The sequence below is a fragment of the Burkholderia contaminans genome (assembly GCF_029633825.1).
In the GTDB taxonomy this organism is placed as follows: domain Bacteria; phylum Pseudomonadota; class Gammaproteobacteria; order Burkholderiales; family Burkholderiaceae; genus Burkholderia; species Burkholderia contaminans.
In genome coordinates this window covers 1,616,865-1,642,522 of the sequence record NZ_CP090640.1, presented here as the reverse complement: position 1 = coordinate 1,642,522, position 25,658 = coordinate 1,616,865, and the positions used below count along the sequence as shown (strand labels likewise).

Sequence of the window (25,658 nt, the reverse complement as noted above, 5' to 3'; positions counted from 1 at the left end):
GGAAAATGCCGGCATGCGCCGGCATCGATTGGAAGAACCAGCGGCCGCACGCGCGGGCCGCCGCAACTCACATCACTCACGCGAAGCTGCGAACGAAGCGGCACGCATGATGCGCGCCGCCGTCGATCATGACAGCTTCCCGTGACATTGCTTGTACTTCTTGCCGCTGCCGCACGGGCACGGGTCGTTGCGGCCGACCTTCGGCATTTCGCCGCCGGGGCCGCTATGCGTCATCGCGCTGCCGACCATGTCGGCGGTTGCCGTGGCCGCCGCGGCAGCCGCGACGTTGGCCACCGGCGCACCGGCTTCCGCGTAATCGGCGTGCTGGTACTCGACGTTCTCGAGGTGACCGCCACGCTCCTCGATCTGCTCGGCGGCCTGCTCGAGCTGTTCCGGCGACTGGATCTGCACGTTCATCACGACGCGCGTGACTTCCTGCTTGATCGCCTCGAGCATCGCGGCGAACAGTTCGAACGCTTCGCGCTTGTATTCCTGCTTCGGATTCTTCTGCGCATAACCGCGCAGGTGGATGCCCTGGCGCAGGTGGTCGAGCGCCGCGAGGTGCTCGCGCCACAGGCGGTCGACCGTCTGCAGCATCACCGAGCGCTCGAACGCGCTGAACGATTCGCGGCCGACCAGCGCGACCTTCGCCTCGTACTGCTCGTCGGCGGCCGTCGTCACCGCGTCGAGGATCTCCTCGGCCGTGATCGACGAGGACTCGTTCACCATTTCCTGGATCGCGAGGTCGAGCTGCCAGTCGTTGCGCAGCGCTTCTTCCAGCTCGGGCACGTCCCACTGCTCTTCGATGCTGCCTTCCGGCACGAACTGGCGAACAACTTCGGTGATCACGCCGTGACGCATCGCGGTGATCGTCTCGGTGATGTCGTGCGCTTCGAGCAGCTCGTTACGCTGCTGGTAGATCACCTTGCGCTGGTCGTTCGACACGTCGTCGTATTCGAGCAGCTGCTTGCGGATGTCGAAGTTGCGCGCTTCGACCTTGCGCTGCGCGGACTCGATCGAGCGCGTGACGATGCCGGCCTCGATCGCCTCGCCTTCCGGCATCTTCAGGCGATCCATGATCGAGCGCACGCGGTCGCCCGCGAAAATGCGCAGCAGCGGATCGTCGAGCGACAGGTAGAAGCGCGACGAGCCCGGATCGCCCTGTCGGCCCGCACGGCCGCGCAGCTGGTTGTCGATCCGGCGCGATTCGTGGCGCTCGGTGCCGATGATGTGCAGGCCGCCCGCGGCCTTCACTTCCTCGTGCAGCGTTTCCCACTCGTCGTGCAGCTTCTGGATGCGGCGCGCCTTTTCGTCGGCCGGGATCGCATCGTCGGCCTCGATGAACGCCGCCTGCTTCTCCGCATTGCCGCCGAGCACGATGTCGGTCCCGCGGCCGGCCATGTTGGTCGCGATCGTGATGCGCTTCGGCCGGCCGGCTTCCGCGACGATCGCCGCTTCACGCTCGTGCTGCTTTGCGTTCAGCACTTCGTGCGGGAGCCCGGCCTGCTTCAGCAGGTGCGACAGCAGTTCGGAGTTCTCGATCGACGTCGTGCCGACCAGCACCGGCTGGCCGCGCTCGTAGCAGTCGCGGATGTCGCGGATCACCGCGTCGTAGCGCTCCTTGGCCGTCTTGTAGATCTGGTCCTGCTTGTCGATCCGCTTCGGCGGGCGGTTGGTCGGGATCACGACCGTCTCGAGGCCGTAGATCTCGTTGAATTCGTACGCTTCGGTGTCGGCGGTACCGGTCATGCCGGCCAGCTTCGCGTACATCCGGAAGTAGTTCTGGAACGTGATCGACGCGAGCGTCTGGTTCTCGCTCTGGATCTTCACGTGCTCCTTCGCCTCGACCGCCTGGTGCAGGCCGTCGGACCAGCGGCGGCCGGCCATCAGGCGGCCCGTGAATTCGTCGACGATGACCACTTCGCCGTTCTGCACGACGTAGTGCTGATCCTTGTGGAACAGCGTGTGCGCGCGCAGCGCCGCATACACGTGGTGCATCAGCGTGATGTTCTGCGGCGCATACAGGCTCTCGCCCTCGCCGATCAGGCCCCATTCGGCGAGCAGGCGCTCGGCTTTCTCGTGGCCCGATTCCGTCAGGAACACCTGGCGCGCCTTCTCGTCGAGCGTGTAGTCGCCCGGCTTCTCGACGCCCGTGCCGTCGGCCTTCTCTTCGCCGATCTGGCGCTCGAGCAGCGGCGGCAATGCGTTCATCCGCACGTACAGCTCGGTGTGATCCTCGGCCTGGCCCGAAATGATCAGCGGCGTACGCGCCTCGTCGATCAGGATCGAGTCCACTTCGTCGACGACCGCGAAATTCAGCGCCCGCTGCACACGCGCGTCGGTCTCGTAGACCATGTTGTCGCGCAGGTAGTCGAAGCCGAATTCGTTGTTCGTGCCGTACGTGATGTCCGCCGCGTAAGCCTGCTGCTTCTGGTCGTGCTCCATGCCGGACAGATTGATGCCGACCGACAGACCGAGGAAGTTGTAGAGGCGCGCCATCCATTCGGCGTCACGCTGCGCGAGGTAATCGTTGACGGTCACCACGTGCACGCCGCGGCCTGCCAGCGCGTTCAGGTACACGGGCAGCGTCGCGACGAGCGTCTTGCCCTCGCCGGTGCGCATTTCCGCGATCTTGCCGTAGTGAAGCACCATGCCGCCGATCATCTGCACGTCGAAGTGCCGCATCTTCAGCACGCGACGGCTGGCCTCGCGACAGACCGCGAAGGCCTCGGGCAGCAGCTTGTCGAGCGACTCGCCGGCCGCGACCCGCTGGCGAAACTCATCCGTCTTGCCGCGCAACTGGTCGTCCGTCAGCTTCTCGATCTGCGTTTCGAGCGCATTGATCGTCGCGACGGTCTTTTGGTATTGCTTGACGAGCCGCTGGTTGCGGCTGCCAAAAATTTTCTGGAGAAAACCGGTTGTCATCGGATCGGATCCTGCGTCGCAGCACCGGCGCCCGGCGCGTGTTGCGCGCCCCGACGCCCGAGCCCCGGCGGCTTAGCGAATTAGTGGAATCAAACGAGGAATTTTAGCACGCGGGGAAGCATGCGCCCGTGTCTCGGGCGGACGGGCACTGCGCGCAGACGGCCGGGCCAACGGGGCGAAAGCCGCCCGTGCACGGGCCCGCGCGGGTACAATCGGCGTCAACGTCCGCGCGCGTGCGCGCCCGAAGAATGTCTCGATGAACCGATTTTCCAAGCGTTTCGGCCCGCTCGCCCCATATCGCCCGCAACCCGTGTCCGAAGTGCTCGGCCGCACCGACGCGTTCGCGGCGCTGCGCGCCGGCGTCGAACAGATCGCATCGCTGCAGCGCGACCTTGCCGCGCTCCTGCCCGACTATCTTGCGAATCATGTCGAACCGGGCTTCATCAAGGACGGCACCCTGACCCTCTTTGCTGCGCACAACGCGTTGGCCGCTCGGCTGCGACAGGTCGAACCGCGGTTGCTCGGCGATCTGCAAAAACGGGGCTGGCCGGTCTCGACGCTGCGCGTACGCGTGCGCCCGAAGGATGCGCCGGAGCCGCCCCACGTGAAGCAGGCGCGGATGACGTCGGTCGGCGCGGCCGCGTTGCGCGACCTGGCCGATCATCTCGAACCGTCACCGCTGCAGGACGCGCTCGCGCGGATGGCGGCCCGGCATGGCGCGAAGCCGCGCTGACGGCGCGCGTCGCCGGCAGCGCCGGGTGGCCCGGCCAACAAAAAAGCAGCCCGAAGGCTGCTTTTTTATTGCTTGCGCGGAACGCAGGTCAGGCGAAGGCCGTCTGCATGTCGAACGCGAAGCCCTTCGGTGCGGTTTGCGGATCGTCGAACGTGACGATCTCGTACGCATCTTCGTTGGCGAGCAATTCGCGCAGCAGCGCGTTGTTCAGGCCATGGCCCGACTTGTACGCCGTGTACGACGCCAGCAGCGGATGGCCGATCACGTAAAGGTCGCCGATCGCGTCGAGCATCTTGTGCTTCACGAACTCGTCGTCGTAGCGCAGCCCGTCGTTGTTCAGGATGCGGTACTCGTCGAGGACGATCGCGTTTTCCATGCTGCCGCCGCGGGCGAGACCCATCTCGCGCAGCATCTCGGCTTCATGTGCGAAGCCGAACGTGCGTGCACGCGCAATCTCGCGCACATACGAGGTATTCGCGAAATCGACCTCGAGCTCCTGACCGGTCTTGTCGACGGCCGGGTGACGGAAGTCGATCGAGAATTTCAGCTTGAAACCGAAGTACGGATCGAGACGCGCGAACTTGTCGCCGTCACGGATTTCGACCGTTTTCTTCACCTTGACGAAGCGCTTCGGCGCGTTCTGCTCCTCGATCCCGGCAGACTGGATCAGGAACACGAAGGTCGCCGCGCTGCCGTCCATGATCGGGATTTCCTCGGCCGTCACGTCGACATAGAGGTTGTCGATACCGAGGCCGGCACATGCCGACATCAGGTGCTCGACGGTCGACACGCGCACGCCATCCTTCTGCAGCACCGACGCGAGCCGCGTATCGCCGATCGACGTCGCCGCGGCGGGAATATCGACGGGCGTGGGAAGGTCGACGCGCGAGAAGACGATGCCCGTGCCCGGTGCGGCAGGACGGAGCGTCAGCTCGATCTTGCGGCCCGAGTGGACACCGATACCCACGGTCTTCACGATGGACTTGATGGTGCGCTGCTTCAGCATGATGTTCTTCGTCGTGATTGAAGATATCAATCAGGAGTTATATTCGATAGGGGAGATTATAGCGTAATTCCCTATTCAGCGTAGTTTGAAACTGCGTATCAATCTGTTTCGACTGTTTACCCGCGCCGATACGGGACGGGCCGATGCCCGGAACGGAGGCGTTTCCGGTCATCAGCCCGTGTTACAACTGCCCTGAGGCCGGTGAGCAGCGTTGCCGGAAGGCAACGGCGCACCGCACGATCAGGACGTCAACGTCGCGAGAACACTCGCCGCATCGCTCACTTCGAATTTGCCCGGCGCCTCGACGGCCAGCGTCTTGACCACACCGCCGTCAATCACCATCGCGTAGCGCAGGGAACGAATTCCCATGCCACGCGCGGACAAATCCTGCGTCAGCCCCAGCGCATGAGTGAAAGCCGCGCTGCCGTCCGCCATCATGCGCACCTTGCCCGCGGTGTGCAGATCACGTCCCCATGCGCCCATCACGAATGCGTCGTTGACGGACACGCACCAGATCTCGTCGATGCCCGCCGCGCGCAATTGCCCGGCGTGTTCGACGTAGCCCGGCACATGCTGCGCCGAGCAGGTCGGCGTGAAAGCGCCCGGCAATCCGAAGATCACCACCCGCTTTCCCGCAACCTGGTCGCGCACGCTGAAGGCATTCGGCCCCAGCGTGCACCCTTCGCGCGCGTCGTCGATGTACTCGAACAGTTGCGCGTCGGGCAGCGCGTCGCCCACTTGAATCATGGCTGGTCCCTCATAGCGATACGGTTTTTCAGCGTGTCGCGGACAGCACGGTCCATCCCGCCCCGCTTGTGCGGAGAGGGCACGTTTCCCGGCCCGGCGTCGCAGCCGACGCGGCCTGTCGTGGTCCGTAGCATCCGTCACGCCGGCGATACCGCGGCAGATTCGCCGCGGCTTCGCCTGTGTTTGCGTCAGTCAGCCTGCTTGCGCAGGAAAGCCGGGATGTCGTACGTGTCGACCCCCTTCTCCTGCAGCGCCTGCACGTGCGATGCCGCGGTTTCGCGCGAATTGCGCCACACCGCCGGCGTATCGAGCGCGCCGTAGTCTGCCGTGCTGACGTGATGCGTCGGAGCGTAGCCGTGCGAAACCGCGCTGACCGGCTGGTTGTCCGTACCCGTGCGCAGCAGCGTCATCGGTGCCGACTGCTGCTTCTTCGCCGCACGGCCCAGACCCGTCGCCACGACCGTCACGCGCAGTGCATCGCCCATCGCGTCGTCGTACACCGCACCGAAGATCACCGTCGCATCTTCCGCCGCGTAGCTCTTGATCGTGTTCATCACTTCACGCGTTTCCGACAGGCGCAGCGAACGGCTCGACGTGATGTTGACCAGCACGCCGCGCGCGCCCGACAGATCGACGCCCTCGAGCAGCGGGCTCGCCACGGCCTGTTCCGCCGCGAGGCGTGCGCGATCGACGCCGGCGACCGTCGCCGTGCCCATCATCGCCTTGCCCTGCTCGCCCATCACCGTCTTCACGTCTTCGAAGTCGACGTTCACGAGGCCATCGACATTGATGATTTCGGCGATGCCCGCGACCGCGTTGTTCAACACGTCGTCCGCGCACTGGAAGCACTTGTCCATCTCGGCGTCGTCGCCCATCACGTCGAACAGCTTGTCGTTCAGCACGACGATCAGCGAGTCGACGTGATCCTCCAGTTGCTGCGATCCTGCTTCAGCGACGCGCATGCGCTTGCCGCCTTCGAATTCGAACGGCTTGCTGACGACACCCACCGTCAGGATGCCCATCTCCTTCGCGATCTGCGCGACCACCGGTGCCGCGCCCGTGCCCGTGCCACCACCCATGCCGGCCGTGATGAACACCATGTGCGCGCCGCGCAGTGCGTCGGCGATACGCTCACGCGCTTCTTCCGCTGCCGCACGGCCCATTTCCGGCTTCGCACCAGCGCCCAGGCCCGTGTTGCCGAGCTGGATCACCGACGATGCGCGCGAACGCGACAGCGCCTGTGCATCCGTGTTCATCACGATGAAGTCGACGCCCTGCACGCCGCGGTTGATCATGTGCTGGACGGCATTGCCGCCAGCGCCGCCAACGCCGACCACCTTGATGATGGTGCCGTTGGTCTCGGTTTCCAGCATTTCGAATTCCATTGTTGCCTCCGTCAAGAGAATGACTGCTACTCGGCCGTTATTCGGCAGGAGATCGGGCAACCCCCTGTCGCGCGCCAGCCGCCGGCACCAGCGCGAATTTCGATTCGGTTCGTCCCCAAGAAAACACCGGGCCGCCCCCGGTTTTCTTGGCCCCCTCGGGGGCAGGCTCGGCGTGCCGAGCCGTGGGGGTACTCAAAAATTGCTCAGGAACCATTCCTTCATCCGCGAGAACACCTGTCCCGCGTTGCCGGACTGCACGGCGACCTTGCGGCCGCGCATGCGCTGGGCACTGCCTTCGACGAGCAGCCCCATCGCCGTCGAGTAGCGCGGATTGCGCACGACGTCGGAAAGGCCGCCTGCATATTCCGGCGCGCCGATGCGCACCGGTTTCAGGAAAATGTCTTCGCCGAGCTCGACCATGCCCGGCATCATCGAAGCGCCGCCGGTAATGACCACGCCGGAGCTCAGGAGTTCTTCGTATCCCGACTCGCGCACGACCTGCTGCACGAGCGAGAACAGCTCCTCGACGCGCGGCTCGATCACGGCTGCCAGCGCCTGGCGCGACAGCGTGCGCGGGCCGCGTTCGCCGAGGCCCGGCACTTCCACCATTTCGTCCGGATCGGCGAGCGCCTGCTTCGCGATCCCGTAGCCGACCTTGATGTCTTCCGCATCCGGCGTCGGCGTGCGCAGCGCCATCGCGATGTCGCTCGTGATCTGGTCGCCGGCGATCGGAATCACCGCGGTGTGGCGGATCGCGCCTTCCGCGAAGATCGCGATATCCGTCGTGCCGCCGCCGATGTCGACCAGCACCACGCCGAGATCCTTCTCGTCTTCCGTCAGCACGGCCAGCGACGACGCGAGCGGCTGCAGGATCAGGTCGTTCACTTCGAGCCCGCAGCGGCGCACGCACTTGACGATGTTCTGCGCGGCGCTCACCGCGCCCGTCACGATGTGCACCTTCACTTCCAGCCGGATGCCGCTCATCCCGATCGGCTCGCGTACGTCTTCCTGGCCGTCGATGATGAATTCCTGCGTGAGGATGTGCAGCACCTGCTGGTCGGTCGGGATGTTGATCGCCTTCGCGGTCTCGATCACGCGCGCGACGTCCGTCTGCGTGACTTCCTTGTCCTTGATCGCGACCATCCCGCTCGAGTTGAAGCTGCGGATGTGGCTGCCCGCGATCCCCGTGAACACGTTGGTGATCTTGCAGTCGGCCATCAGCTCGGCTTCCTCGAGCGCGCGCTGGATCGACTGCACGGTGGCCTCGATGTTGACCACCACGCCTTTCTTCAGACCCTTCGACTCGCTCTGGCCGAGACCGATCACCTCATAGTGGCCTTCGCCCTTCAGCTCGGCGACGATGGCCACCACCTTCGACGTGCCGATGTCGAGGGAAACCAGCAGATCCTTGTAGTCTTTGCTCATAAAGTGCTCTTACGTGTGATCTCTCGTTACTTCTTGCGCTTGTCGGTATCGGTCAGGAACCGCATGCCTGCCGCGCGAATCGCGAATCCGTTCGGATAGCGCAGGTCCGCGTACTCGATGTCGTTGCCCCAGCGCTCCGTGACGGCCGGCCATGCGGCCACCAGGCGCTGGCTCCGGTCATGCAGCGACTCGCTGTTGCGTTCCTTGCCCAGCTCGACCTGCATGCCGTTCGACAGCTTCACCGTCCACGCGTACCGCGCCGACAGCGTCACTTCTTCCGGCTCCGCCTTCAGCGGCGCAAACCATTTCCCGAAGTCGCGATACCGCGTGACGACTTCCTTCGCACTGCCCTCCGGGCCGTCGAACGCCGGCAGTTCCTGCTCCAGCTCGCCCTGGTTCGCGGTGAACAGCTCGCCATCGACGCTCACGAGCTGGTCGCTGCCCCAGGTCCCGAGCGGTTTGTACTCCTCGAGCGTGACAGCCAGCGCATTCGGCCACACCCGGCGCACGCTCGCATGGCGCACCCAGGGCATCTGCTCGAACGCGGCGCGCGCGGCGTCGAGATCGACCGTGAAGAAATTGCCCTTCAGCCGGCCGACCACGCCCGCGCGAACCGTCGGGGAATTGATGTGCTCGGTGTCGCCGTCGATCCGGATTTCCCGCAGCGCAAACGTCGGGCGCTGGATCAGCCAGTAGCAACCGGCCGCCGCCAACACGAGCAGCAACAGCGCGTACAGCGCGCTGGCGGCAAGGTTGAGTTGGCGAACGTTGTTCCACATACGTCGTTCCGTTCCTGCGTCAGTCGTTGAGCGTGAGCGACAGCACCTTAACGACCAGCTCCGAATAGCTGATGCCGACCGCGCGCGCGGCCTTCGGCGGCAGCGAGTGGTCGGTCATCCCGGGGGCCGTGTTCACTTCCAGGAAATACGCATTGCCGGCCGCATCCAGCATGAAATCCGCGCGGCCCCAGTCGGTGCAGCCGAGCACGTCGAACGCCCGGCGCGCGACGCGCTTGAGCTCCGCTTCCTTGTCGGCGGGCAGCCCGCACGGAATCAGGTATTGCGTGTCGTCGGCGACGTACTTCGCGTGATAGTCGTAGAACTCGCCGGCCGGCACGATCTTGATCACCGGCAGGTCGAGATCGCCGGCGATGCAGGCGGTGTACTCGCCGCCGCCCTCGATGCTCTTCTCGACGATCACGATCGGGTCATGCTTTGCGGCTTCCGCGAGCGCAGCGGGCAACGCGTCGGCCGTCTTCACCTTCAGCACCGCCACGCTCGAGCCTTCGCTCGCCGGCTTCACGAACAGCGGCAGGCCGAGCTTCGCGACGATGTCCGTCGCGCGCGCCGCGAGATCATCGCCGCGCAGCACCGTCTCGAACGGCGGCGTCGGCACGCCCGTCTGCTGCCACACGAGCTTCGTGCGGAACTTGTCGAGGCCGAGCGCCGATCCGAGCACGCCGCTGCCCGTGTAGCGAATGCCGTAGAAATCGAGCGCGCCCTGGATCTGGCCGTTCTCGCCGTAGCCGCCATGCAGTGCGTTGAACGCGCGCACGAACCCTTCGTCCTTCAGCGCCGACAGCGGGCGCTCGGCCGGATCGAACGGGTGCGCGTCGATGCCCGCGTCGCGCAGGCCCTGCAGCACGAGCTTGCCCGACGTGAGCGACACCTCGCGCTCCGAGGACTCACCGCCGAACAACACCGCCACCTTGCCGAAACGTTTCGGATCAATCCCGCTCATGTCATGCCTTCTGTTGAGTGTGCTGCGCAACCTTCGCCGGCACGCCGCCGATCGAACCCGCGCCCATCGTGATCACCACGTCGCCGTTCTGCGCGACCTTCGCCAATGCGTCCGGCACGTCGTCGACCGTCGCGACGAACACCGGGTCAACCTTCCCCACCGCGCGCAGCGCACGCGACAGCGCGTCGCCGTTGGCGGTCGAGATCGCCGCCTCGCCCGCCGCGTAGACTTCCGTCAGCACCAGCGCGTCGACCGTCGACAGCACGTTGACGAAATCGTCGAAGCAGTCGCGGGTGCGCGTGTAGCGGTGCGGCTGGAACGCCAGCACGAGGCGGCGGCCCGGGAACGCGCCGCGCGCGGCCGCGATCGTCGCGGCCATCTCGACCGGGTGATGGCCGTAGTCGTCGATCAGCGTGTAGTGGCCGCCGTCCGCGGTCGGCACTTCGCCGTAGCGCTGGAAGCGCCGGCCGACACCGTTGAATTCCGCCAGCGCCAGCTGGATCGCGTCGTCCGACACGCCGAGATCGGTCGCGATCGCAATCGCCGCGAGCGCGTTCTGCACGTTGTGCAGGCCCGGCATGTTCAGCACGACCGCCAGCGGCGCGCGCCCTTCGCGGATCACCGTGAAATGCATGCGGCCGTCGCGCGCATCGATGTCTTCGGCGCGCACCTGCGCGTCCGGCGACAGCCCGTAGCGCACGACCGGCTTCGAGATGAACGGGATGATCTGCCGCACGTTCGGATCGTCGACGCACACGACCGCGCTGCCGTAGAACGGCAGGCGCTGCGTGAATTCGATGAACGCCTGCTTGAGCCGCGCGAAATCGTGGCCGTAGGTGTCCATGTGGTCGGCGTCGATGTTCGTGATGACTTCGATCACCGGATACAGGTTCAGGAACGACGCGTCCGACTCGTCGGCCTCGGCGACGATGAAGTCGCCCGTGCCGAGCCGCGCGTTCGCGCCGGCGCTGATCAGCCGCCCGCCGATCACGAAGGTCGGATCGAGCCCGCCCGCCGCGAGCACGCTCGCGACGAGGCTCGTCGTCGTGGTCTTGCCGTGGGTGCCCGCAATCGCGATGCCCTGCTTCAGGCGCATCAGCTCCGCCAGCATCACCGCCCGCTGCACGATCGGCACGCGCTGCGCGCGCGCGGCCAGCACTTCCGGGTTGTCCGAACGCACGGCCGTCGACACGACGACCGCGTTCGCGCCCTCGATGTTCGCCGCGTCGTGGCCGATCGCGATCCGGGCGCCGAGCGCCTGCAGACGATCCGTCACTGCGTTGCGCGACAGGTCCGAGCCGCTGACCTCGTAGCCGAGGTTGACGAGCACTTCGGCGATGCCGCTCATGCCCGCGCCGCCGATCCCGACGAAATGAATGTGTTTGACGATGTGTTTCATTGCAGTTCTTCCAGGTTCGCGCCGGCCGCCTTCGCGCACACGCGCGCGACTTCGTCGGTGGCCTCGGGCTTCGCCAGCGAGCGCGAACGTTCCGCCATGTCCGCGAGCGATGCCCGCGACTGGCCGCGCAGCCAGTCGGCGAGCAGTTCCGCCGACAGGTCGCGTTGTTGCACCAGCACGGCCGCGCCCGCATCGGCGAGGAACGCGGCGTTGCTCGTCTGATGATCGTCGACCGCGTACGGGAACGGCACGAACAGCGCCGCCACGCCCACCGCCGCGATCTCCGACACCGTCATCGCGCCCGACCGGCAGATCACGAGATCCGCCGCCGCATACGCGGCCGCCATGTCGTCGATGAACGGCACGAGCCGCACGTCTTCGCCGGCCGCGAAACCGGCCGCTTCGTAATTCGCCTTCAATGCTTCGATGTGCTTCGCGCCGGCCTGGTGCACGATGCGCGGGCGTTCGCCCGGCGCCAGCATCGCCAGCGCGCGCGGCACCACTTCGTTCAGCGCGGCCGCACCGAGGCTGCCGCCGACGACCAGCACGTTCAGCGGGCCGCTGCGCGACGCATAGCGTGCTTTGGGCGCTTCCGTGCCGGCAAGTTCCGCGCGAATCGGGTTACCCGTCCATTCCGCGTGCGGCAGCGCACCGGGGAACGCGACGAGCACGCGTTTCGCGAATTTCGCGAGCACCTTGTTCGTCAGGCCCGCGATCGAATTCTGTTCATGCAGCACGAGCGGACGGCCCGACAGCGCGGTCATCACGCCCGCCGGGAACGTGATGTAGCCGCCCATCCCGAGCACGACGTCGGGCCGCACGCGGCGCAGCGCGGCCAGACTCTGCCCGCATGCGCGCAGCAGGTTGAACGGCAGCGTCAGCTTGGTCTTCAGGCCCTTGCCGCGTAGTCCGCCGAACCGCACGTATTCCATCGGAATGCCGTGCTTCGGCACGAGCGTCGCTTCCATCCCGGCCGGATTGCCGAGCCACACGACGCGCCAGCCCGCCGCTTCCATCCGGTGAGCGACCGCGAGCCCCGGGAACACATGGCCCCCGGTGCCGCCTGCCATCACCATCAGCGTGCGTTGCGACGCGGTCATACCTTCCCTCCCCGCATCAGCAAGAGTGAACGAATATTTTGGCTACGGCCGCTTCGCTTAACTTCGCGCGCTTCGCGCACGAAGTTAGCCTTCACCGAAATCGCGTACTGACGCGGAGAGGTCATACCTTCCCTCCCCGCATCAGTACGCGATTTTCATAGTCGACCCGCAGCAGCACCGCGAGCGCGACGCAGTTCAGCAGAATGCCCGAGCCGCCATAGCTCACGAGCGGCAGCGTCAGGCCCTTGGTCGGCAGCAGCCCGAGGTTCACGCCCATGTTGATGAAGGTCTGCGCGCCGAACCAGATGCCGATGCCCTTCGCCATCAGGCCCGCGAACGTGCGATCGAGTGCCAGCGCCTGACGCCCGATCTCGAACGCACGGCGCACGATCCAGTAGAACAGCAGGATCACGACCAGCACGCCGACGAAACCGAGCTCCTCGCCGATCACCGCGAGGATGAAGTCGGTATGCGCTTCCGGCAGGTAGTTCAGCTTCTCGACGCTGCCGCCGAGGCCGACGCCGAACCACTCGCCGCGGCCGAATGCGATCAGCGAGTGCGTGAGCTGATACGCCTTGCCCTGCGCGTAACGCTCGTCCCACGGATCAAGGTACGCGAAGATCCGCTCGCGACGCCACGGCGACAGCCACACCAGCATCGTGAAGGTGCCGATTGCGGTCGCGACGAGGCCGCCGAACAGCTTGCCGTTCACGCCGCCGAGGAACAGCACGCCCATCGCGATCGCCGCGACCACCATGAACGCGCCCATGTCCGGCTCGAGCAGCAGCAGCGCCCCGACCAGGCCGACCGCGAACGCCATCGGCAGGAAGCCCTTGGCGAAGCTCTGCATGTATTCCTGCTTGCGCACCGTGTAGTTCGCCGCGTAGATCGTCACCGCGAGCTTCATGATTTCCGACGGCTGCATGTTCGTGATGCCGAGCGGAATCCAGCGGCGCGCACCGTTCACGCCCTTGCCGACGTGCGGAATCAGCACGATCACGAGGCCGACGAGCGCGATCAGGAAGAGTTGCGGCGCGTATTTGTCCCACGTCGACACCGGCACGCGGAACGCAATCACTGCCGCGATGAACGCGACGGCGAGCGAGATGCAGTGGCGCATCAGGAACGCGTAATCGTGATACGACGCGTATTTCGGCGAATCGGGCATCGCGATCGACGCCGAATACACCATCACCACGCCGAGCCCGAGCAGCGCGATTGCGACCCACAACAGCGAGTAGTCGAAGTCGAGCATCCGCGAACGGCTCGGGCGCACGCCGTTGACGACGCTCGAGAGGCCGCCCGTCGCGCCGCGCGTGGCGGACGCGACGCGGCCGCCCGCAGCGTTGCCGCCGGTGTCGCGACGATCGTTGAAACGGGAGACGAGGCGATCGGACCAGCTCATGGCGTCGCTCCTTTGTCGATGGCGATTTCGTCGACCGCCGCGCGGAACACATCCGCGCGATGGGCGTAGTTCCTGAACATGTCGAGACTCGCGCATGCGGGCGACAGCAGCACCGCATCGCCCGGCTCGGCCAGCTCGGCCGCCGCGTGCACCGCGCCTTCGAGCGTCGCGTGGTCGGCGAGCGGCACGCCCGTTTCGGCGAGCGTGTCGCGGATCGCCGGCGCATCGCGGCCGATCAGCATCACCGCACGGCACCAGCGCGCGACCGGCGCGACCAGCGGTGCGAAATCCTGCCCCTTGCCGTCGCCGCCGGCGATCAGCACGATCTTCTGCGCAAGCCCGTCGAGCGCGGCAACCGTCGCGCCGACGTTCGTGCCCTTGCTGTCGTCGACGTAGTCGACGTCGTCGATCGTCGCGATCACTTCGACGCGATGCGCCTCGCCGCGATACTCGCGCAGCGCGTGCAGCAGCGGCGCGGCCGGCAGGTCGATCGCGCGTGCGAGCGCGAACGCGGCCAGCGCGTTCGCGGCGTTGTGCAGCCCGCGGATACGCAGCGCATCGGCCGGCATCAGGCGCTTCTGCGCGATGTCGGGCGTATGCGCGGCATCGCGCTTGCGCCGACGGGTCGTCGTCGCGGTTTCATCCGGTGCGTCGCGATCGACCGCTTCGACGAGCCATGCGATGCCGTTGTCGCGCGACAGGCCGTAGTCGCCGTCCTGCACCGGTTCGTTCAGGCCGAACGTGACCGTGCGCGGCGCATCGGCCGCGCCGGCTGCCGGCGCGAACTTCATCACGGCCGCATCGTCGCGGTTCAGCACGCGCGTGGTCGTTGCGCCGAAGATCCGGCCCTTTGCCTGCGCGTACGCGTCGAAGCTGCCGTGCCAGTCGAGGTGGTCCTGCGTGATGTTGAGGATCGCGGCCGCATCGGGCGCGAACGTGCGCGCGGTCTCGAGCTGAAAGCTCGACAGTTCGAGCACCCACACGTCGGGCAGCGCGGTTTCGTCGATCGCACCGGCGAGCCGGTCGAGCATCGCGGGGCTGATGTTGCCCGCGACAGCGACCTTCTTGCCCGAGCGCTGGCACAGCAGGCCGGTGAGGCTCGTCGTCGTGGTCTTGCCGTTGGTGCCCGTGATTGCGAGCACCTTCGGCTGGTAGCCGCTCGTGCCGAGCGCACGCAGCGCCTGCGCGAAGAATTCCAGCTCGCCCCACACCGCGATGCCGCGCTCGTTCGCGGCCGCGACCAGCGCCGCGAGCGCCGGTTCGAGCGGCGACAGCCCGGGGCTCAGACCGACGAGCTCGACGCCGCCGTCGAGCAGCGCAGGCGTGAATGCCCCGCCGACGAATTCCGCATCGATGCCTTCGGCCTGCAGCGCGGCAAGGTTCGGCGGCGCCTCGCGGGTATCGGCAATACGCAGCCGGCACCCGTGCCTCGCGCACCATCGCGCGATCGCGAGACCCGATTCCCCGAGCCCCAGTACGAGCACCATCGGCCGTTGCCGATCTCCAAACATCTCGCCAGACATCCTTGTTACCTTTCCTTTACCGCAGCTTGAGGGTGGTCAGACCGAACAGGCACAGCATCAGCGTGATGATCCAGAAACGCACGACCACCTGCGTTTCCTTCCAGCCAGACAATTCGAAATGGTGATGCAGCGGCGCCATCTTCAGCAGGCGCCGCCCTTCGCCGTAGCGCTTCTTCGTGTACTTGAACCACGAAACCTGCAGCATCACCGACAGCGTTTCCGCGACGAAGATGCCGCCCATGATGAACAGCACGATTTCCTGGCGCACGATCACCGCGACCGTGCCGAGCGCGCCGCCGAGCGCCAGCGCGCCGACGTCACCCATGAACACCTGCGCGGGGTGCGTGTTGTACCAGAGGAACGCGAGCCCTGCCCCACCCATCGCGGAACAGAAGATCAGCAGTTCGCCCGCGCCCGGAATGTGCGGGAACAGCAGGTATTTTGAATAGACCGCGCTGCCCATCACGTACGCGAACACACCCAGCGACGCACCGACCAGCACGACCGGCATGATCACGAGGCCGTCGAGGCCGTCGGTCAGGTTCACCGCGTTGCTCGCGCCGACGATCACGAAGTACGTCAGCACGATGAAGCCCCACACGCCGAGCGGGTAGCTGATCGACTTCAGGAACGGCAGCATCAGGTCGGCGCGTGCCGGCAGCCCCATCGACAGGCCGCTCCTCACCCACGCCATGAACAGGTCGAACACGCGCACGTTGTTCGCTTCCGACACGCTGAAGGCGAGGTAGACGGCCGCGAACAGCCCGATCACCGATTGCCAGAAATACTTCTCGCGCGACGACATCCCGCGTGGGTCCTTGTGGACGACCTTGCGGTAATCGTCGACCCAGCCGATCACGCCGAAACCGAACGTGACGAGCATCACGATCCAGATGAAACGGTTCGTCAGGTCGCCCCACAGCAACGTCGCGACCGCGATGCCGATCAGGATCAGCACGCCGCCCATCGTCGGCGTACCGGACTTGACCAGGTGCGTCTGCGGACCGTCCTTGCGCACGGCCTGACCGACCTTCATTTGCGTCAGCTTGCGGATCACCCACGGTCCGCACACGAGCCCGATCCCGAGCGCGGTGATGGTGGCCATCACCGCACGGAACGTGAGGTACGTGAACAAGCGCAAAAAGCTTGCGTCTCCTTGCAGCCATTGCGCCAGCGCCAGCAGCATGCTTCCTTCCTTCTACTCAGTGTGCAGCGGGCGCAGTGCCCGCCGCGGGTTGGTTCGTCAGCGCGTCGACCACGCGCTCCATCTTCATGTACCGCGAGCCCTTCACGAGCAGCGTCGCCTGCGCGCCGTAGCCCGCTGCGAGCAGTGCCTCGACCAGCGCGCCGACGTCGTCGAAATGACGGGCCGTGTCGCCGTATGCCGTGCAGGCATCGCGCGACGCCTCGCCGAGCGCGAACAGCACGTCGATCCCGCGCTCGCGCGCGTAGGCACCGACCTCGCGATGGAAAGCCGGCCCTTCGTCGCCGACCTCGCCCATGTCGCCGATCACCAGCACGCGCGGCGCCGGTTGCGCGGCGAGCACGTCGATCGCGGCACGCATCGAATCGGGATTCGCGTTGTACGTATCGTCGACGACCGTCGCCCCCGCGAGGCTGCCTGCGATCGCCTGCTTCACCTGCAGCCGGCCTTTGACCGGTTCGAACGATTCGAGGCCCTGCTTGATCGCCGACAGTGCAACGCCGGCGCCCAGCGCCGCTGCCGTGGCGGCCAGCGCGTTGCGCGCGTTGTGCTCGCCGAGCGCGCGCAGCCGCACCGTGACGGCGCCCGCGGGCGTGTCGATCGCGAGTTCGCCTCCATGGAGGCGGCCCGTGACCTGCGCGTCGGTCTGCCGTTCGGCATCGTGCAGCGCGAAATCGAGAATCCGGTTGCCGGTCGCCGCGACGCGCCAGATGCCCGCGTAGGCATCGTCGGCCGGGAACACCGCGACGCCGTCCGGTGGCAACGCGTGAATCACGGCCGCGTGTTCGAGCGCGACGGCTTCGACCGTCGCCATGAACTCCTGGTGCTCGCGCTGCGCGTTGTTGACGAGCGCGACCGTCGGCGCCGTGAGGCGCGCGAGGACTTCGGTCTCGCCCGGGTGGTTCATCCCGATCTCGATCACCGCGAGACGATGCGCGGCCGACAGGCGCAGCAGCGTCAGCGGCAGGCCGACATCGTTGTTCAGGTTGCCGGCCGTCGCGAGCCGCGCGTCGGCGCCGACCGCCGCCGCGAAGATCGACGCGATCATTTCCTTGACGGTCGTCTTGCCGTTGCTGCCCGTCACCGCGACGAGCGGCAGCGCGAATCGTGTGCGCCAGCCATGCGCAAGCGCGCCGAGCGCGGCACGCGTTTCACCACCTTCGATCGCCGGCATCGCGACGCCCGCCGGCACGTGCGCGACCAGCGCCGCCGCAGCGCCGCGCGCGGCGACATCGCCGAGGAAGTCGTGCGCATCGAAGCGCTCGCCTTTCAATGCGACGAACAGGTCGCCGGGGCCTGCCGTGCGGCTGTCCGTCGATACGCGGTCGAACGTGACGCCTGCGTCGCCGTGAACGGTCGCGCCGGGGATCAGGCGGGCGGCTTCGCCGAGACTGAGCATCGTCATTCCGCGCCTCCCTTGCCGTGCGTCGCGCGCGCTGCCAGCGCGAGCCGCGCGTGATCCTGGTCGGAGAACGTACGCTTCTTGCCCATGATTTCCTGCGTGGCCTCGTGGCCCTTGCCGGCCAGCACGACGACATCCTCGCGTGCCGCGCCGCGCACGGCCTGCAGGATCGCGCTCGCGCGATCCTCGATACGGCGTGCGTGATCGGGCGCGGTCATGCCCGCGACGATCTGGTCGATGATGCGCTGCGGATCCTCGCTGCGCGGGTTGTCGCTCGTGACGACGGTTTCGTCGGCAAGCCGCTCCGCGATCGCGCCCATCAGCGGGCGCTTCGTCGCATCGCGATCGCCTCCGCAGCCGAACATGCAGACGAGCCGCCCGCCGCGCGCCGTAGCGATCGGGCGCAGCGCGTCGAGCGTCTTTTCGAGCGCGTCGGGCGTGTGTGCGTAGTCGATCACGACCAGCGGTTCGTCGTTCTGCAGACGGCCGCCCAGCCGCTGCATCCGGCCGTTGACGGACTCGAGCCGTGCGATTTCGGCGAGCGCCGCGTCGAATGGCACGTCGGTCGCGAGCAGCGAACCGAGCACCGCGAGCAGGTTGCTGACGTTGAACGTGCCGAGCGTGCCGACCTCGACGTCCGCGTCGCCCCACGACGAACGCAAGCGGAACGCCGTGCCGGTCGTGGTGGCACGCACGTCGAGCGCGACCAGTTCGCGATCGGCGTCCGGTGCCGGTGCGTCGCCGATCCCGTACGCGATCGTGCGCACGCGGCCGGCCAGTTTCTCGAGCAAGCGCTGTCCGGCTGCGTCGTCGCGGTTGACGACCGCCGCGCGCAGGCCGCGCCACGCGAACAGCTTCGCCTTCGCGGCCTCGTATGCATCGAACGTGCCGTGATAGTCGAGGTGATCCTGCGTGAGGTTCGTAAACACCGCGATGTCGAAGGCCGTACCGTTCACGCGCCCCTGGTGCAGTGCGTGCGACGACACCTCCATCGCCACGGCCTTCGCGCCCGCGTCGCGCAATTGCGCGAGGCTACGCTGCAGTTGCGGTGCGTCGGGGGTCGTGAAACCCGTCGGCACGAGCTGGCCGGGCATCCCGCTGCCAAGCGTGCCGATCACCGCGCACGGCTGGTGCAGCGCCGTCAGCGCGGTGGCGATCCACTGCGTGCACGAGGTCTTGCCGTTCGTGCCGGTCACTCCTACCGTGAGCAGGCTGTCGCTCGGATCGCCGTACCAGCCGCTGGCGATCTCGCCGGCGAGCTGGTCGAGCGCCGGCACGGCCAGTGAGACGGGCACCGCCGGCGCAGCGTCCAGCCCTTCCGGCTGATACAGCACGGCGGCCGCACCGCGCGCGACTGCTTCGGCAATGAATGCGCGGTTGTCGGCCCCGTCGACCGCATACGCAAAAAACACGTCGCCCGCCTCGAGGCTGCGCGTGTCGGCATGCAGTTGCACTGCGGGGGCCACATGCTGACGCAGCCACGCAAGCGCGGCTGCGATCTGCTGATGCGCCGGATGGGAACTGCGAGCGGCGCTCATCGAACAACTCCTGGTGAATTACGCGTCGTGCTGGACACGATCATATGCTTCGCACCGCCACCCGCGGGCAGCTTTTGCGGCCCCGTCGCGGAAGGTGCTGCCTGCGAATCGTCAGACACGACGAGCTGCTTGATCGGCATGTTCGGCGGCACGTTCAGCGCACGCATCGTGTCGCCGGCGATCGCCGAGAATACGGGGCCGGACACCTGGCCGCCGAAGTGGCTGCCGGCGGTCGGCTCGTCGACCGACACGGCGACGACGATGCGCGGATTCGGCATCGGCGCCATCCCGACGAACGACGCGCGGTACTTGCGCGTATAGCCGTGACCTTCATGCTTGTACGCAGTACCGCTCTTGCCGCCGACGCGATAGCCCGGCACGGCCGCGTCGGGCGACGTGCCGCCCGGCGCCACCACCGTCTCGAGCATCGCGCGCACTTCGCGCGCGGTGGTCGGGTTGAACACCTGCGTGCCCGCGACCGGCTGGTTGGGGTCGGTTTTGAAAATGGTCACGGGCATCAGCTCGCCGTCATGCGCGATCGCCGTATAGGCGCGCGCGAGCTGGAACAGCGACACCGACAGGCCGTAGCCGTACGACATCGTCGCCTGCTCGATGCGGCGCCAGCTCTTCCACGGACGCAGGCGGCCGGCTACCGCCCCCGGGAATCCGACCTTCGGCGCCTGGCCGAGGCCGATGCTCGTATACATATTCCACATTTCCTCGGGCCGCATCGTCATCGCGATCTTCGTCGCGCCGATGTTGCTCGACTTCTGGATCACGCCGCCGACCGTCAGCGTGCCGAAACCCGCGTCGTCGGTGATCGGTGCACCATCGAGCACGAAATGCCCGTTGCCCGTCTCGACGAGCGTGTTCGGCGTCACGCGGTGCAGGTCGAGCGCGAGCGATACCGTAAACGGCTTCATGATCGAGCCCGGCTCGAACACGTCGGTCATGATCCGGTTGCGCAACTGCTCGCCCGTCATGCGCGAGCGGTCGTTCGGGTTGTACGTCGGGTAGTTGACGAGTGCGAGCACCTCGCCGGTGCGCACGTCGACCACCATCGCCGCGCCGGCCTTCGCCTTGAACTTCTCCACGGCGGCCTTCAGGTTCGCGTACGCGATGTACTGGATCTTGCTGTCGATCGACAGGTCGACGTCGGTGCCGTTGTGCGGCGGGATCTGCTCGGCGACGTCCTCGACGATGTGCCCCATCCGGTCCTTGATCACGCGACGCACGCCCGACGTGCCGGACAGCAGCTTCTGGTCACCCAGCTCGACGCCCTCCTGCCCTTCGTCCTCGACGTTCGTGAAGCCGATCAGGTGAGCGGTGATCTCGCCTTCCGGATAGAAGCGCTTGTATTCGTTGCGCTGGTAGATGCCGGGAATGTCGAGCGCGGCGACCTTGTCCGCGACGTCGATCGGCACCTGGCGCTTCACGTAGACGAAACCCTTGTCTTCCGACAGCTTCACGCGCAGTTCCTTCGACGTCATGCCGAGGAGCTTGCCGAGCTGGTTGACCTTGTCGGCATCGAGATCGTCCGGCACCGCGTCGGGAATCGCCCAGATCGCGCGCACGGGCAGGCTCGTCGCGAGCACGAGCCCGTTACGGTCGAGAATCTTGCCACGCGTGGCCGGCAGATCCAGCGTGCGCTGGTAGCGGCTTTCGCCCTGCTTCCGATAGAACGCGTTGCCGGGCCCCTGGATCCAGAACGCGCGCGCGGCCAGCGCGACGAACGCCATGAACAGCAGGAACACGACGAGCTTCGAGCGCCACATCGGCAGATGCACGCCCAGCACGGGGCTCGACGAGAACTTCACGTTCTGGCGCTGCTGGGACGGCTTCATCGCGCGCCTCCCTTGCCCTTGCCTGCCGTGTCCGCCGAAGCCGGGATCGGCGCATCGATCGCCTTCGCGGCGCCCGGCGGCAGCGTCAGGTATTGCGTGCGGCCGGTCGTGATCGGCTGCATCTTCAGCGAATCGTTCGCGAGCTGCTCGATGCGCGACGTCTTCGACAGCGCGCTCTGCTGATATTGAAGCTGCGCGTAGTCCTGCTGGAGCTGACGCTCCTGCGACTGCGCACGCTGCAGCTGGATGAAGATCTGGCGCTGCTGGTTCGTCGAATTGACGACCGACAGCGCGCAACCCATCACGATGATCAGCAGGAAGATGTTGAAGCGGCTCATGGCGTGACGCGCTCCGCAATGCGCATCACGGCCGAGCGGGCGCGCGGATTCGCAGCGACTTCCGCTTCACTCGGAAACTGGCGGCTGATGATCTTGAGCGGCGGGCTCGGGAGGTCGACGGCGCGGATCGGCAGGCGACGATCGACCGCAGGCGCACTCGCGTGCGCCTGCATGAATCGCTTGACGATCCGGTCCTCGAGTGAATGAAAGCTGATGACCACCAGCCGCCCCCCTTGCTCCAGCAACGACAGTGCCGCGTCTAGTACGACTTGCAGGTCCGCAAGCTCTTGATTGACGTGAATCCGTATAGCCTGAAAGGTGCGGGTTGCCGGATCCTTGCCCTTCTCACGGGTTTTGACGACGTGACCCACGATTTGGGCAAGCTCGCCCGTGGTGTCGAGAGGCCCAAGACGGTCGGACTCTGCCCGGCGAGCAACAAGCGCCTTTGCAATCTGAAAAGCAAACCGTTCTTCCCCATAATCCCGTATCACCTCCGTCAATTCCTGCACCGAAGCCCGTGCAAGCCATTCCGCCGCCGACTCGCCGCGCGTCGGATCCATCCGCATGTCCAGCGGACCATCGGCGCGGAAGCTGAAGCCGCGCGCCGGATCGTCCACCTGCGGCGAGGACACGCCCAGGTCGAGCAACACACCCGACACCTTCTCGACGCCACGCGCCGCAAGCGCGTCGCGCATCGATGCAAAGCTGTCATGCACGATCGAGAAGCGCGCATCCTCGATGCCCTGCGCCGTCTCGATCGCCCTCGGATCCTTGTCGAACGCGATCAGCCGCCCGCCCGGCGCCAGCCGCGCGAGCACCGCGCGGCTATGGCCGCCGCGGCCGAACGTACCGTCGACATAAATGCCGTCCGGTCGCGTCACGAGCGATTCGACCGCTTCGTCCAACAACACGGTCCGATGCTGCAATTCGTTTCCCATCGCGGGCGTCTCCGTCACCGCAATCAGAACGTGAAATTCTTCAGCGCGTCGGGCATGCCCTGCGCCATCGCCGCCTGCTCCTTCGCGTTGTAGGTCTGCGAATCCCACAGCTCGAAGTGACTACCCATTCCCAACAACATGACTTCCTTTTCCAGTCCGGCTGCCATGCGCAGCTCGGGCGATACGAGAATCCGGCCCGCGCTGTCGAGATCGACATCCATCGCATTGCCGAGAAAAATGCGCCGCCACCAGTGCGCGTCCATCGGCAGCGCGGCGATCTTGGCGCGGAATACTTCCCATTCGGGGCGCGGAAACAGCAACAGGCAGCCGTCCGGGTGCTTGGTCACAGTCACCCGTCCTTCTGCCTGTCCTTGCAGCGCTTCGCGATAGCGAGCCGGCACCGACATCCGCCCTTTCGCATCGAGCGTCAGCGCCGACGCCCCTTGGAACACTTTCCGCTCTCCCGTTCAGGGCACCGAAGCACCCGCTCAATGCTCAGAATTTAGCCGGAATAGCCCGCCAAATCACACAAAAATACACTTTCTCACACTGTCTCCCACTTTAGAGGAAGGGTGTGGCACGGTCAAGGGAGCGGCCCGCTTTTTTGACGAATTTTGTTAGTTAGAACAAGGACTTACGCGCACATGCTCATGCGCCCCTTCATTCTAAAAACCGTTATAAATGAAAGAGCTAGTGCAACTTGTGAAGGTGATACGTGAGAAAGACGGGCCAGACGGGTGAGCGGACGGGGCTTTCGGGGGCGGGAAAACGAGGAATAAACGGGCGGTATCGGCGGCGGGGAACCGGGGCGACGTCACGCATCGCCCCGGAACGAATCTCACAGATAGTATGCAGTGCTCGTCATGACTTTCGATGCGGCGCGCATCAGCATTCGCGCGGGCAGCGGCAGCTCGATCCCGCCTGCGTCGGCCGCGGCCTTGCCGTGCTTCACCTCGTCGATACGCATCTGGTCGACGATCGCACGCGACGCGGTATCGGCCGCGGGCAGTTCGGACATGTGGCCTTCGAGATGGCTTTCGACCTGCCGTTCGGTCTCGGCCATGAAGCCGAGGCTGACCTTGTCGCCGAGCGTGCCGGCCGCCACGCCGATCGCGAGCGAACCCGCATACCACAGCGGGTTCAGCAGGCTCGGGCGCGAGTCGAGCTCTTTCAAGCGATGCGCGGTCCACGCGAGATGATCTTCCTCCTCGCGGGCGGCTTCCTCGAACATCGCCTTCGCCGACGCCGTACGCGCCGTGAGTTTCTGCGCCTGATACAGCGCCTGCGCGCAGACCTCGCCGACGTGGTTCACGCGCATCAGCCCGGCGGCATGCGTACGCTCCGCAGGCGTCAGCTCGGCGGCCGGCGCCTCTGCCGGCGCGGGCACCGGCCGGCTCATCCGGCTAATGCCGGTCAGCGATCGCAGGCCGCGATCGAATTCGCTGATCAGTTCATCAAACACCATCCTGTTCTCCTGGCTGCAGGTGCTGCCGCGAGCGGCAAGGGCACGAGTCCGCTGCGTAACCGACTTGATTATTCAGCGGAAATTGCGGTTAACCCGTGATTTTAACCATTGTTGCATAAAGGAAACATGGCGACCTTGAGCTGCGGCATTTCGCTTTGTGGCAAAAAACGGTTTTGCTACATTACGTGCGACTTCTTGCGAAGTTGATGGGGCCAGTCGACAGAACATAACTATCCGCCCCGCCAGAAAAATTCAGTGAATTTTGGAGATCCGTTAATGAAAAAGTCGCTTCTCGCGCTCGTCGCGCTGGGCGCGTTCGCTGGCGCTGCCCATGCGCAAAGCAGCGTGACGCTTTACGGCATCATCGATGAAGGCCTGCTCTTCAACAACAACGCGGGCGGCAAGCACCTGTACAGCATGGCCAGCGGCGTGATGCAAGGCAGCCGCTTCGGCCTGCGCGGCACCGAAGACCTCGGTGGCGGCCTGAAGGCGATCTTCACCCTCGAAAACGGTTTCGACGTGAACAGCGGCAAGCTCGGTCAGGGCGGCCTCATGTTCGGTCGTCAGGCTTACGTCGGCCTGTCGAGCCAGTACGGTACGGTCACGCTGGGTCGTCAATACGACTCCGTCGTCGACTTCGTCGGCCCGCTCGAGGCAGGCGACCAGTGGGGTGGCTACATCGCCGCTCACCCGGGTGACCTCGACAACTTCAACAACGCGTATCGCGTGAACAACGCAGTCAAGTTCACGAGCCAGACCTACGGCGGCTTCTCGTTCGGCGGCTTGTACAGCTTCGGCGGCCAGGCAGGCCAGTTCTCGAAGAACCAGGTCTGGTCGCTCGGCGCAGGCTACAACAACGGCCCGCTGGTCTTGGGCGTCGGTTACTTGAACGCACGTACGCCGAACCAGTTCGGCGGCATGTTCAACAACGGCTCGGCGTCTTCGTCGGTCTCGTCGCCGATCTACGGCGCGTACGCGAACAACGCGAACACGTACCAGGTCATCGGTGCCGGCGGCGCCTACACGTTCGGCGCAGCGACGATCGGCGCGACGTACTCGAACACGAAGTTCAAGGGCTTCTCCGCAGGCCCGTTCGTGAACCAGACCGCGACGTTCAACAACGGCGAAATCAACTTCAAGTATCAGCTGACCCCGGCGCTGATTCTCGGCGCAGCGTACGACTACACGCAAGGCAGCAAGATCGACGGCAACTCGGCAGCCAAGTACCACCAGGGCTCGCTGGGCGTCGACTACTTCCTGTCGAAGCGTACGGACGTGTACGCAATCGGCGTGTACCAGCACGCATCGGGCAACGTGCTCGACTCGAACGGCGACGTCCTGAAGGCGACGGCAGCGATCAACGGTCTCGCAGGCTCGAGCTCGGCCAACCAGGTCGCAGCACGCGTCGGCATCCGTCACAAGTTCTAATCAGCTTGTCTGACAAGCCGCAGCATATTGAAGGCGCCTTCGGGCGCCTTTTTCTTTTCCGGCCGGTGCAGCCGCAAAGCCTGAGCGTGGCGAATCGTCCCGGCTGCGACAAA

The 25,658-nt window shown here is 66.0% G+C and carries 21 protein-coding genes; 2 read left to right on the top strand and 19 right to left on the bottom strand.

All coding sequences use genetic code 11. The features are described from left to right. Positions 1-126: 126 nt before the first annotated feature. Positions 127-2,925: a preprotein translocase subunit SecA gene (secA, locus tag LXE91_RS07660; RefSeq protein ID WP_039353134.1), complete on the bottom strand. Its 2,799-nt coding sequence runs from the start codon at positions 2,923-2,925 to the stop codon at positions 127-129. Between the two features lie 256 nt (positions 2,926-3,181). On the opposite strand from secA, the gene LXE91_RS07655 reads away from it, so the two are divergent. Further along, the gene (locus LXE91_RS07655) at positions 3,182-3,658 is read left to right on the top strand and encodes a DciA family protein (RefSeq protein WP_039353137.1); all 477 of its coding nucleotides are present in this window, start codon (positions 3,182-3,184) and stop codon (positions 3,656-3,658) included. A gap of 88 nt (positions 3,659-3,746) precedes the next feature. On the opposite strand, the gene lpxC is transcribed toward LXE91_RS07655, so the two are convergent. From lpxC to coq7, 18 genes are all read right to left on the bottom strand, one after another. Next, positions 3,747-4,664, bottom strand: coding sequence for a UDP-3-O-acyl-N-acetylglucosamine deacetylase (gene lpxC / locus LXE91_RS07650; protein ID WP_039353141.1), 918 nt, complete (start codon positions 4,662-4,664; stop codon positions 3,747-3,749). A gap of 240 nt (positions 4,665-4,904) precedes the next feature. Beyond that, positions 4,905-5,411: a peroxiredoxin gene (locus LXE91_RS07645; protein WP_039353143.1), complete on the bottom strand. Its 507-nt coding sequence runs from the start codon at positions 5,409-5,411 to the stop codon at positions 4,905-4,907. A 188-nt stretch (positions 5,412-5,599) separates the two neighbouring features. Further along, positions 5,600-6,796, bottom strand: a complete 1,197-nt coding sequence (gene ftsZ / locus LXE91_RS07640) for a cell division protein FtsZ (protein WP_011350843.1) — start codon at positions 6,794-6,796, stop codon at positions 5,600-5,602. Positions 6,797-6,988: 192 nt separating this feature from the next. Beyond that, a complete protein-coding gene (ftsA, locus tag LXE91_RS07635) occupies positions 6,989-8,221 on the bottom strand; it encodes a cell division protein FtsA (protein WP_006487138.1) in 1,233 nt (410 codons plus the stop codon). A 26-nt stretch (positions 8,222-8,247) separates the two neighbouring features. Beyond that, positions 8,248-9,000, bottom strand: coding sequence for a cell division protein FtsQ/DivIB (locus LXE91_RS07630; protein ID WP_039353148.1), 753 nt, complete (start codon positions 8,998-9,000; stop codon positions 8,248-8,250). A 19-nt stretch (positions 9,001-9,019) separates the two neighbouring features. Continuing rightward, complete coding sequence (locus LXE91_RS07625) at positions 9,020-9,961, bottom strand: D-alanine--D-alanine ligase (protein WP_039353151.1); 942 nt, start codon at positions 9,959-9,961, stop codon at positions 9,020-9,022. Position 9,962: 1 nt separating this feature from the next. After that, positions 9,963-11,360, bottom strand: coding sequence for a UDP-N-acetylmuramate--L-alanine ligase (gene murC, locus LXE91_RS07620; protein ID WP_039353153.1), 1,398 nt, complete (start codon positions 11,358-11,360; stop codon positions 9,963-9,965). After that, entirely contained in the window at positions 11,357-12,460 is a 1,104-nt protein-coding gene (gene murG, locus LXE91_RS07615; protein ID WP_039353154.1) for an undecaprenyldiphospho-muramoylpentapeptide beta-N-acetylglucosaminyltransferase, read from the bottom strand. Before murG ends, murC begins: the two co-directional genes overlap by 4 nt. A 121-nt stretch (positions 12,461-12,581) precedes the next feature. Continuing rightward, entirely contained in the window at positions 12,582-13,865 is a 1,284-nt protein-coding gene (gene ftsW / locus LXE91_RS07610; protein ID WP_039353156.1) for a putative lipid II flippase FtsW, read from the bottom strand. Further along, entirely contained in the window at positions 13,862-15,376 is a 1,515-nt protein-coding gene (murD, locus tag LXE91_RS07605; protein WP_039353188.1) for a UDP-N-acetylmuramoyl-L-alanine--D-glutamate ligase, read from the bottom strand. The genes ftsW and murD overlap by 4 nt, the downstream gene beginning before the upstream one ends. Positions 15,377-15,404: 28 nt before the next feature. Next, entirely contained in the window at positions 15,405-16,574 is a 1,170-nt protein-coding gene (gene mraY, locus LXE91_RS07600) for a phospho-N-acetylmuramoyl-pentapeptide-transferase (RefSeq protein ID WP_006477019.1), read from the bottom strand. A 16-nt stretch (positions 16,575-16,590) separates the two neighbouring features. After that, complete coding sequence (locus tag LXE91_RS07595) at positions 16,591-17,997, bottom strand: UDP-N-acetylmuramoyl-tripeptide--D-alanyl-D-alanine ligase (protein WP_039353158.1); 1,407 nt, start codon at positions 17,995-17,997, stop codon at positions 16,591-16,593. Continuing rightward, positions 17,994-19,532, bottom strand: coding sequence for a UDP-N-acetylmuramoyl-L-alanyl-D-glutamate--2,6-diaminopimelate ligase (locus LXE91_RS07590; protein ID WP_039353160.1), 1,539 nt, complete (start codon positions 19,530-19,532; stop codon positions 17,994-17,996). Before LXE91_RS07590 ends, LXE91_RS07595 begins: the two co-directional genes overlap by 4 nt. Next, a complete protein-coding gene (locus LXE91_RS07585) occupies positions 19,529-21,376 on the bottom strand; it encodes a peptidoglycan D,D-transpeptidase FtsI family protein (RefSeq protein ID WP_039353162.1) in 1,848 nt (615 codons plus the stop codon). The genes LXE91_RS07590 and LXE91_RS07585 overlap by 4 nt, the downstream gene beginning before the upstream one ends. Then, positions 21,373-21,714 (bottom strand): cell division protein FtsL, encoded by a 342-nt coding sequence (ftsL, locus tag LXE91_RS07580; RefSeq protein ID WP_009694564.1) that lies wholly within the window; start codon positions 21,712-21,714, stop codon positions 21,373-21,375. The genes LXE91_RS07585 and ftsL overlap by 4 nt, the downstream gene beginning before the upstream one ends. Beyond that, positions 21,711-22,652, bottom strand: coding sequence for a 16S rRNA (cytosine(1402)-N(4))-methyltransferase RsmH (gene rsmH, locus LXE91_RS07575; RefSeq protein ID WP_011350832.1), 942 nt, complete (start codon positions 22,650-22,652; stop codon positions 21,711-21,713). The genes ftsL and rsmH overlap by 4 nt, the downstream gene beginning before the upstream one ends. Positions 22,653-22,675: 23 nt before the next feature. Continuing rightward, entirely contained in the window at positions 22,676-23,104 is a 429-nt protein-coding gene (gene mraZ / locus LXE91_RS07570) for a division/cell wall cluster transcriptional repressor MraZ (RefSeq protein ID WP_006487094.1), read from the bottom strand. A 386-nt stretch (positions 23,105-23,490) separates the two neighbouring features. Beyond that, complete coding sequence (coq7, locus tag LXE91_RS07565; protein WP_039353168.1) at positions 23,491-24,117, bottom strand: 2-polyprenyl-3-methyl-6-methoxy-1,4-benzoquinone monooxygenase; 627 nt, start codon at positions 24,115-24,117, stop codon at positions 23,491-23,493. 276 nt (positions 24,118-24,393) lie between these two features. Here coq7 and LXE91_RS07560 point away from each other — a divergent pair, with 276 nt between their 5' ends. After that, positions 24,394-25,545, top strand: coding sequence for a porin (locus LXE91_RS07560; RefSeq protein WP_039353171.1), 1,152 nt, complete (start codon positions 24,394-24,396; stop codon positions 25,543-25,545). Positions 25,546-25,658: the final 113 nt, after the last annotated feature.

Excerpts from the sequence above, each read along its gene's own strand:
- secA (WP_039353134.1), bottom strand. The coding sequence starts at position 2,925 with ATGACAACCGGTTTTCTCCAGAAAATTTTTGGCAGCCGCAACCAGCGG.
- LXE91_RS07655 (WP_039353137.1), top strand. The coding sequence starts at position 3,182 with ATGAACCGATTTTCCAAGCGTTTCGGCCCGCTCGCCCCATATCGCCCG.
- lpxC (WP_039353141.1), bottom strand. The coding sequence starts at position 4,664 with ATGCTGAAGCAGCGCACCATCAAGTCCATCGTGAAGACCGTGGGTATC.
- LXE91_RS07645 (WP_039353143.1), bottom strand. The coding sequence starts at position 5,411 with ATGATTCAAGTGGGCGACGCGCTGCCCGACGCGCAACTGTTCGAGTAC.
- ftsZ (WP_011350843.1), bottom strand. The coding sequence starts at position 6,796 with ATGGAATTCGAAATGCTGGAAACCGAGACCAACGGCACCATCATCAAG.
- ftsA (WP_006487138.1), bottom strand. The coding sequence starts at position 8,221 with ATGAGCAAAGACTACAAGGATCTGCTGGTTTCCCTCGACATCGGCACG.
- LXE91_RS07630 (WP_039353148.1), bottom strand. The coding sequence starts at position 9,000 with ATGTGGAACAACGTTCGCCAACTCAACCTTGCCGCCAGCGCGCTGTAC.
- LXE91_RS07625 (WP_039353151.1), bottom strand. The coding sequence starts at position 9,961 with ATGAGCGGGATTGATCCGAAACGTTTCGGCAAGGTGGCGGTGTTGTTC.
- murC (WP_039353153.1), bottom strand. The coding sequence starts at position 11,360 with ATGAAACACATCGTCAAACACATTCATTTCGTCGGGATCGGCGGCGCG.
- murG (WP_039353154.1), bottom strand. The coding sequence starts at position 12,460 with ATGACCGCGTCGCAACGCACGCTGATGGTGATGGCAGGCGGCACCGGG.
- ftsW (WP_039353156.1), bottom strand. The coding sequence starts at position 13,865 with ATGAGCTGGTCCGATCGCCTCGTCTCCCGTTTCAACGATCGTCGCGAC.
- murD (WP_039353188.1), bottom strand. The coding sequence starts at position 15,376 with ATGTTTGGAGATCGGCAACGGCCGATGGTGCTCGTACTGGGGCTCGGG.
- mraY (WP_006477019.1), bottom strand. The coding sequence starts at position 16,574 with ATGCTGCTGGCGCTGGCGCAATGGCTGCAAGGAGACGCAAGCTTTTTG.
- LXE91_RS07595 (WP_039353158.1), bottom strand. The coding sequence starts at position 17,997 with ATGACGATGCTCAGTCTCGGCGAAGCCGCCCGCCTGATCCCCGGCGCG.
- LXE91_RS07590 (WP_039353160.1), bottom strand. The coding sequence starts at position 19,532 with ATGAGCGCCGCTCGCAGTTCCCATCCGGCGCATCAGCAGATCGCAGCC.
- LXE91_RS07585 (WP_039353162.1), bottom strand. The coding sequence starts at position 21,376 with ATGAAGCCGTCCCAGCAGCGCCAGAACGTGAAGTTCTCGTCGAGCCCC.
- ftsL (WP_009694564.1), bottom strand. The coding sequence starts at position 21,714 with ATGAGCCGCTTCAACATCTTCCTGCTGATCATCGTGATGGGTTGCGCG.
- rsmH (WP_011350832.1), bottom strand. The coding sequence starts at position 22,652 with ATGGGAAACGAATTGCAGCATCGGACCGTGTTGTTGGACGAAGCGGTC.
- coq7 (WP_039353168.1), bottom strand. The coding sequence starts at position 24,117 with ATGGTGTTTGATGAACTGATCAGCGAATTCGATCGCGGCCTGCGATCG.
- LXE91_RS07560 (WP_039353171.1), top strand. The coding sequence starts at position 24,394 with ATGAAAAAGTCGCTTCTCGCGCTCGTCGCGCTGGGCGCGTTCGCTGGC.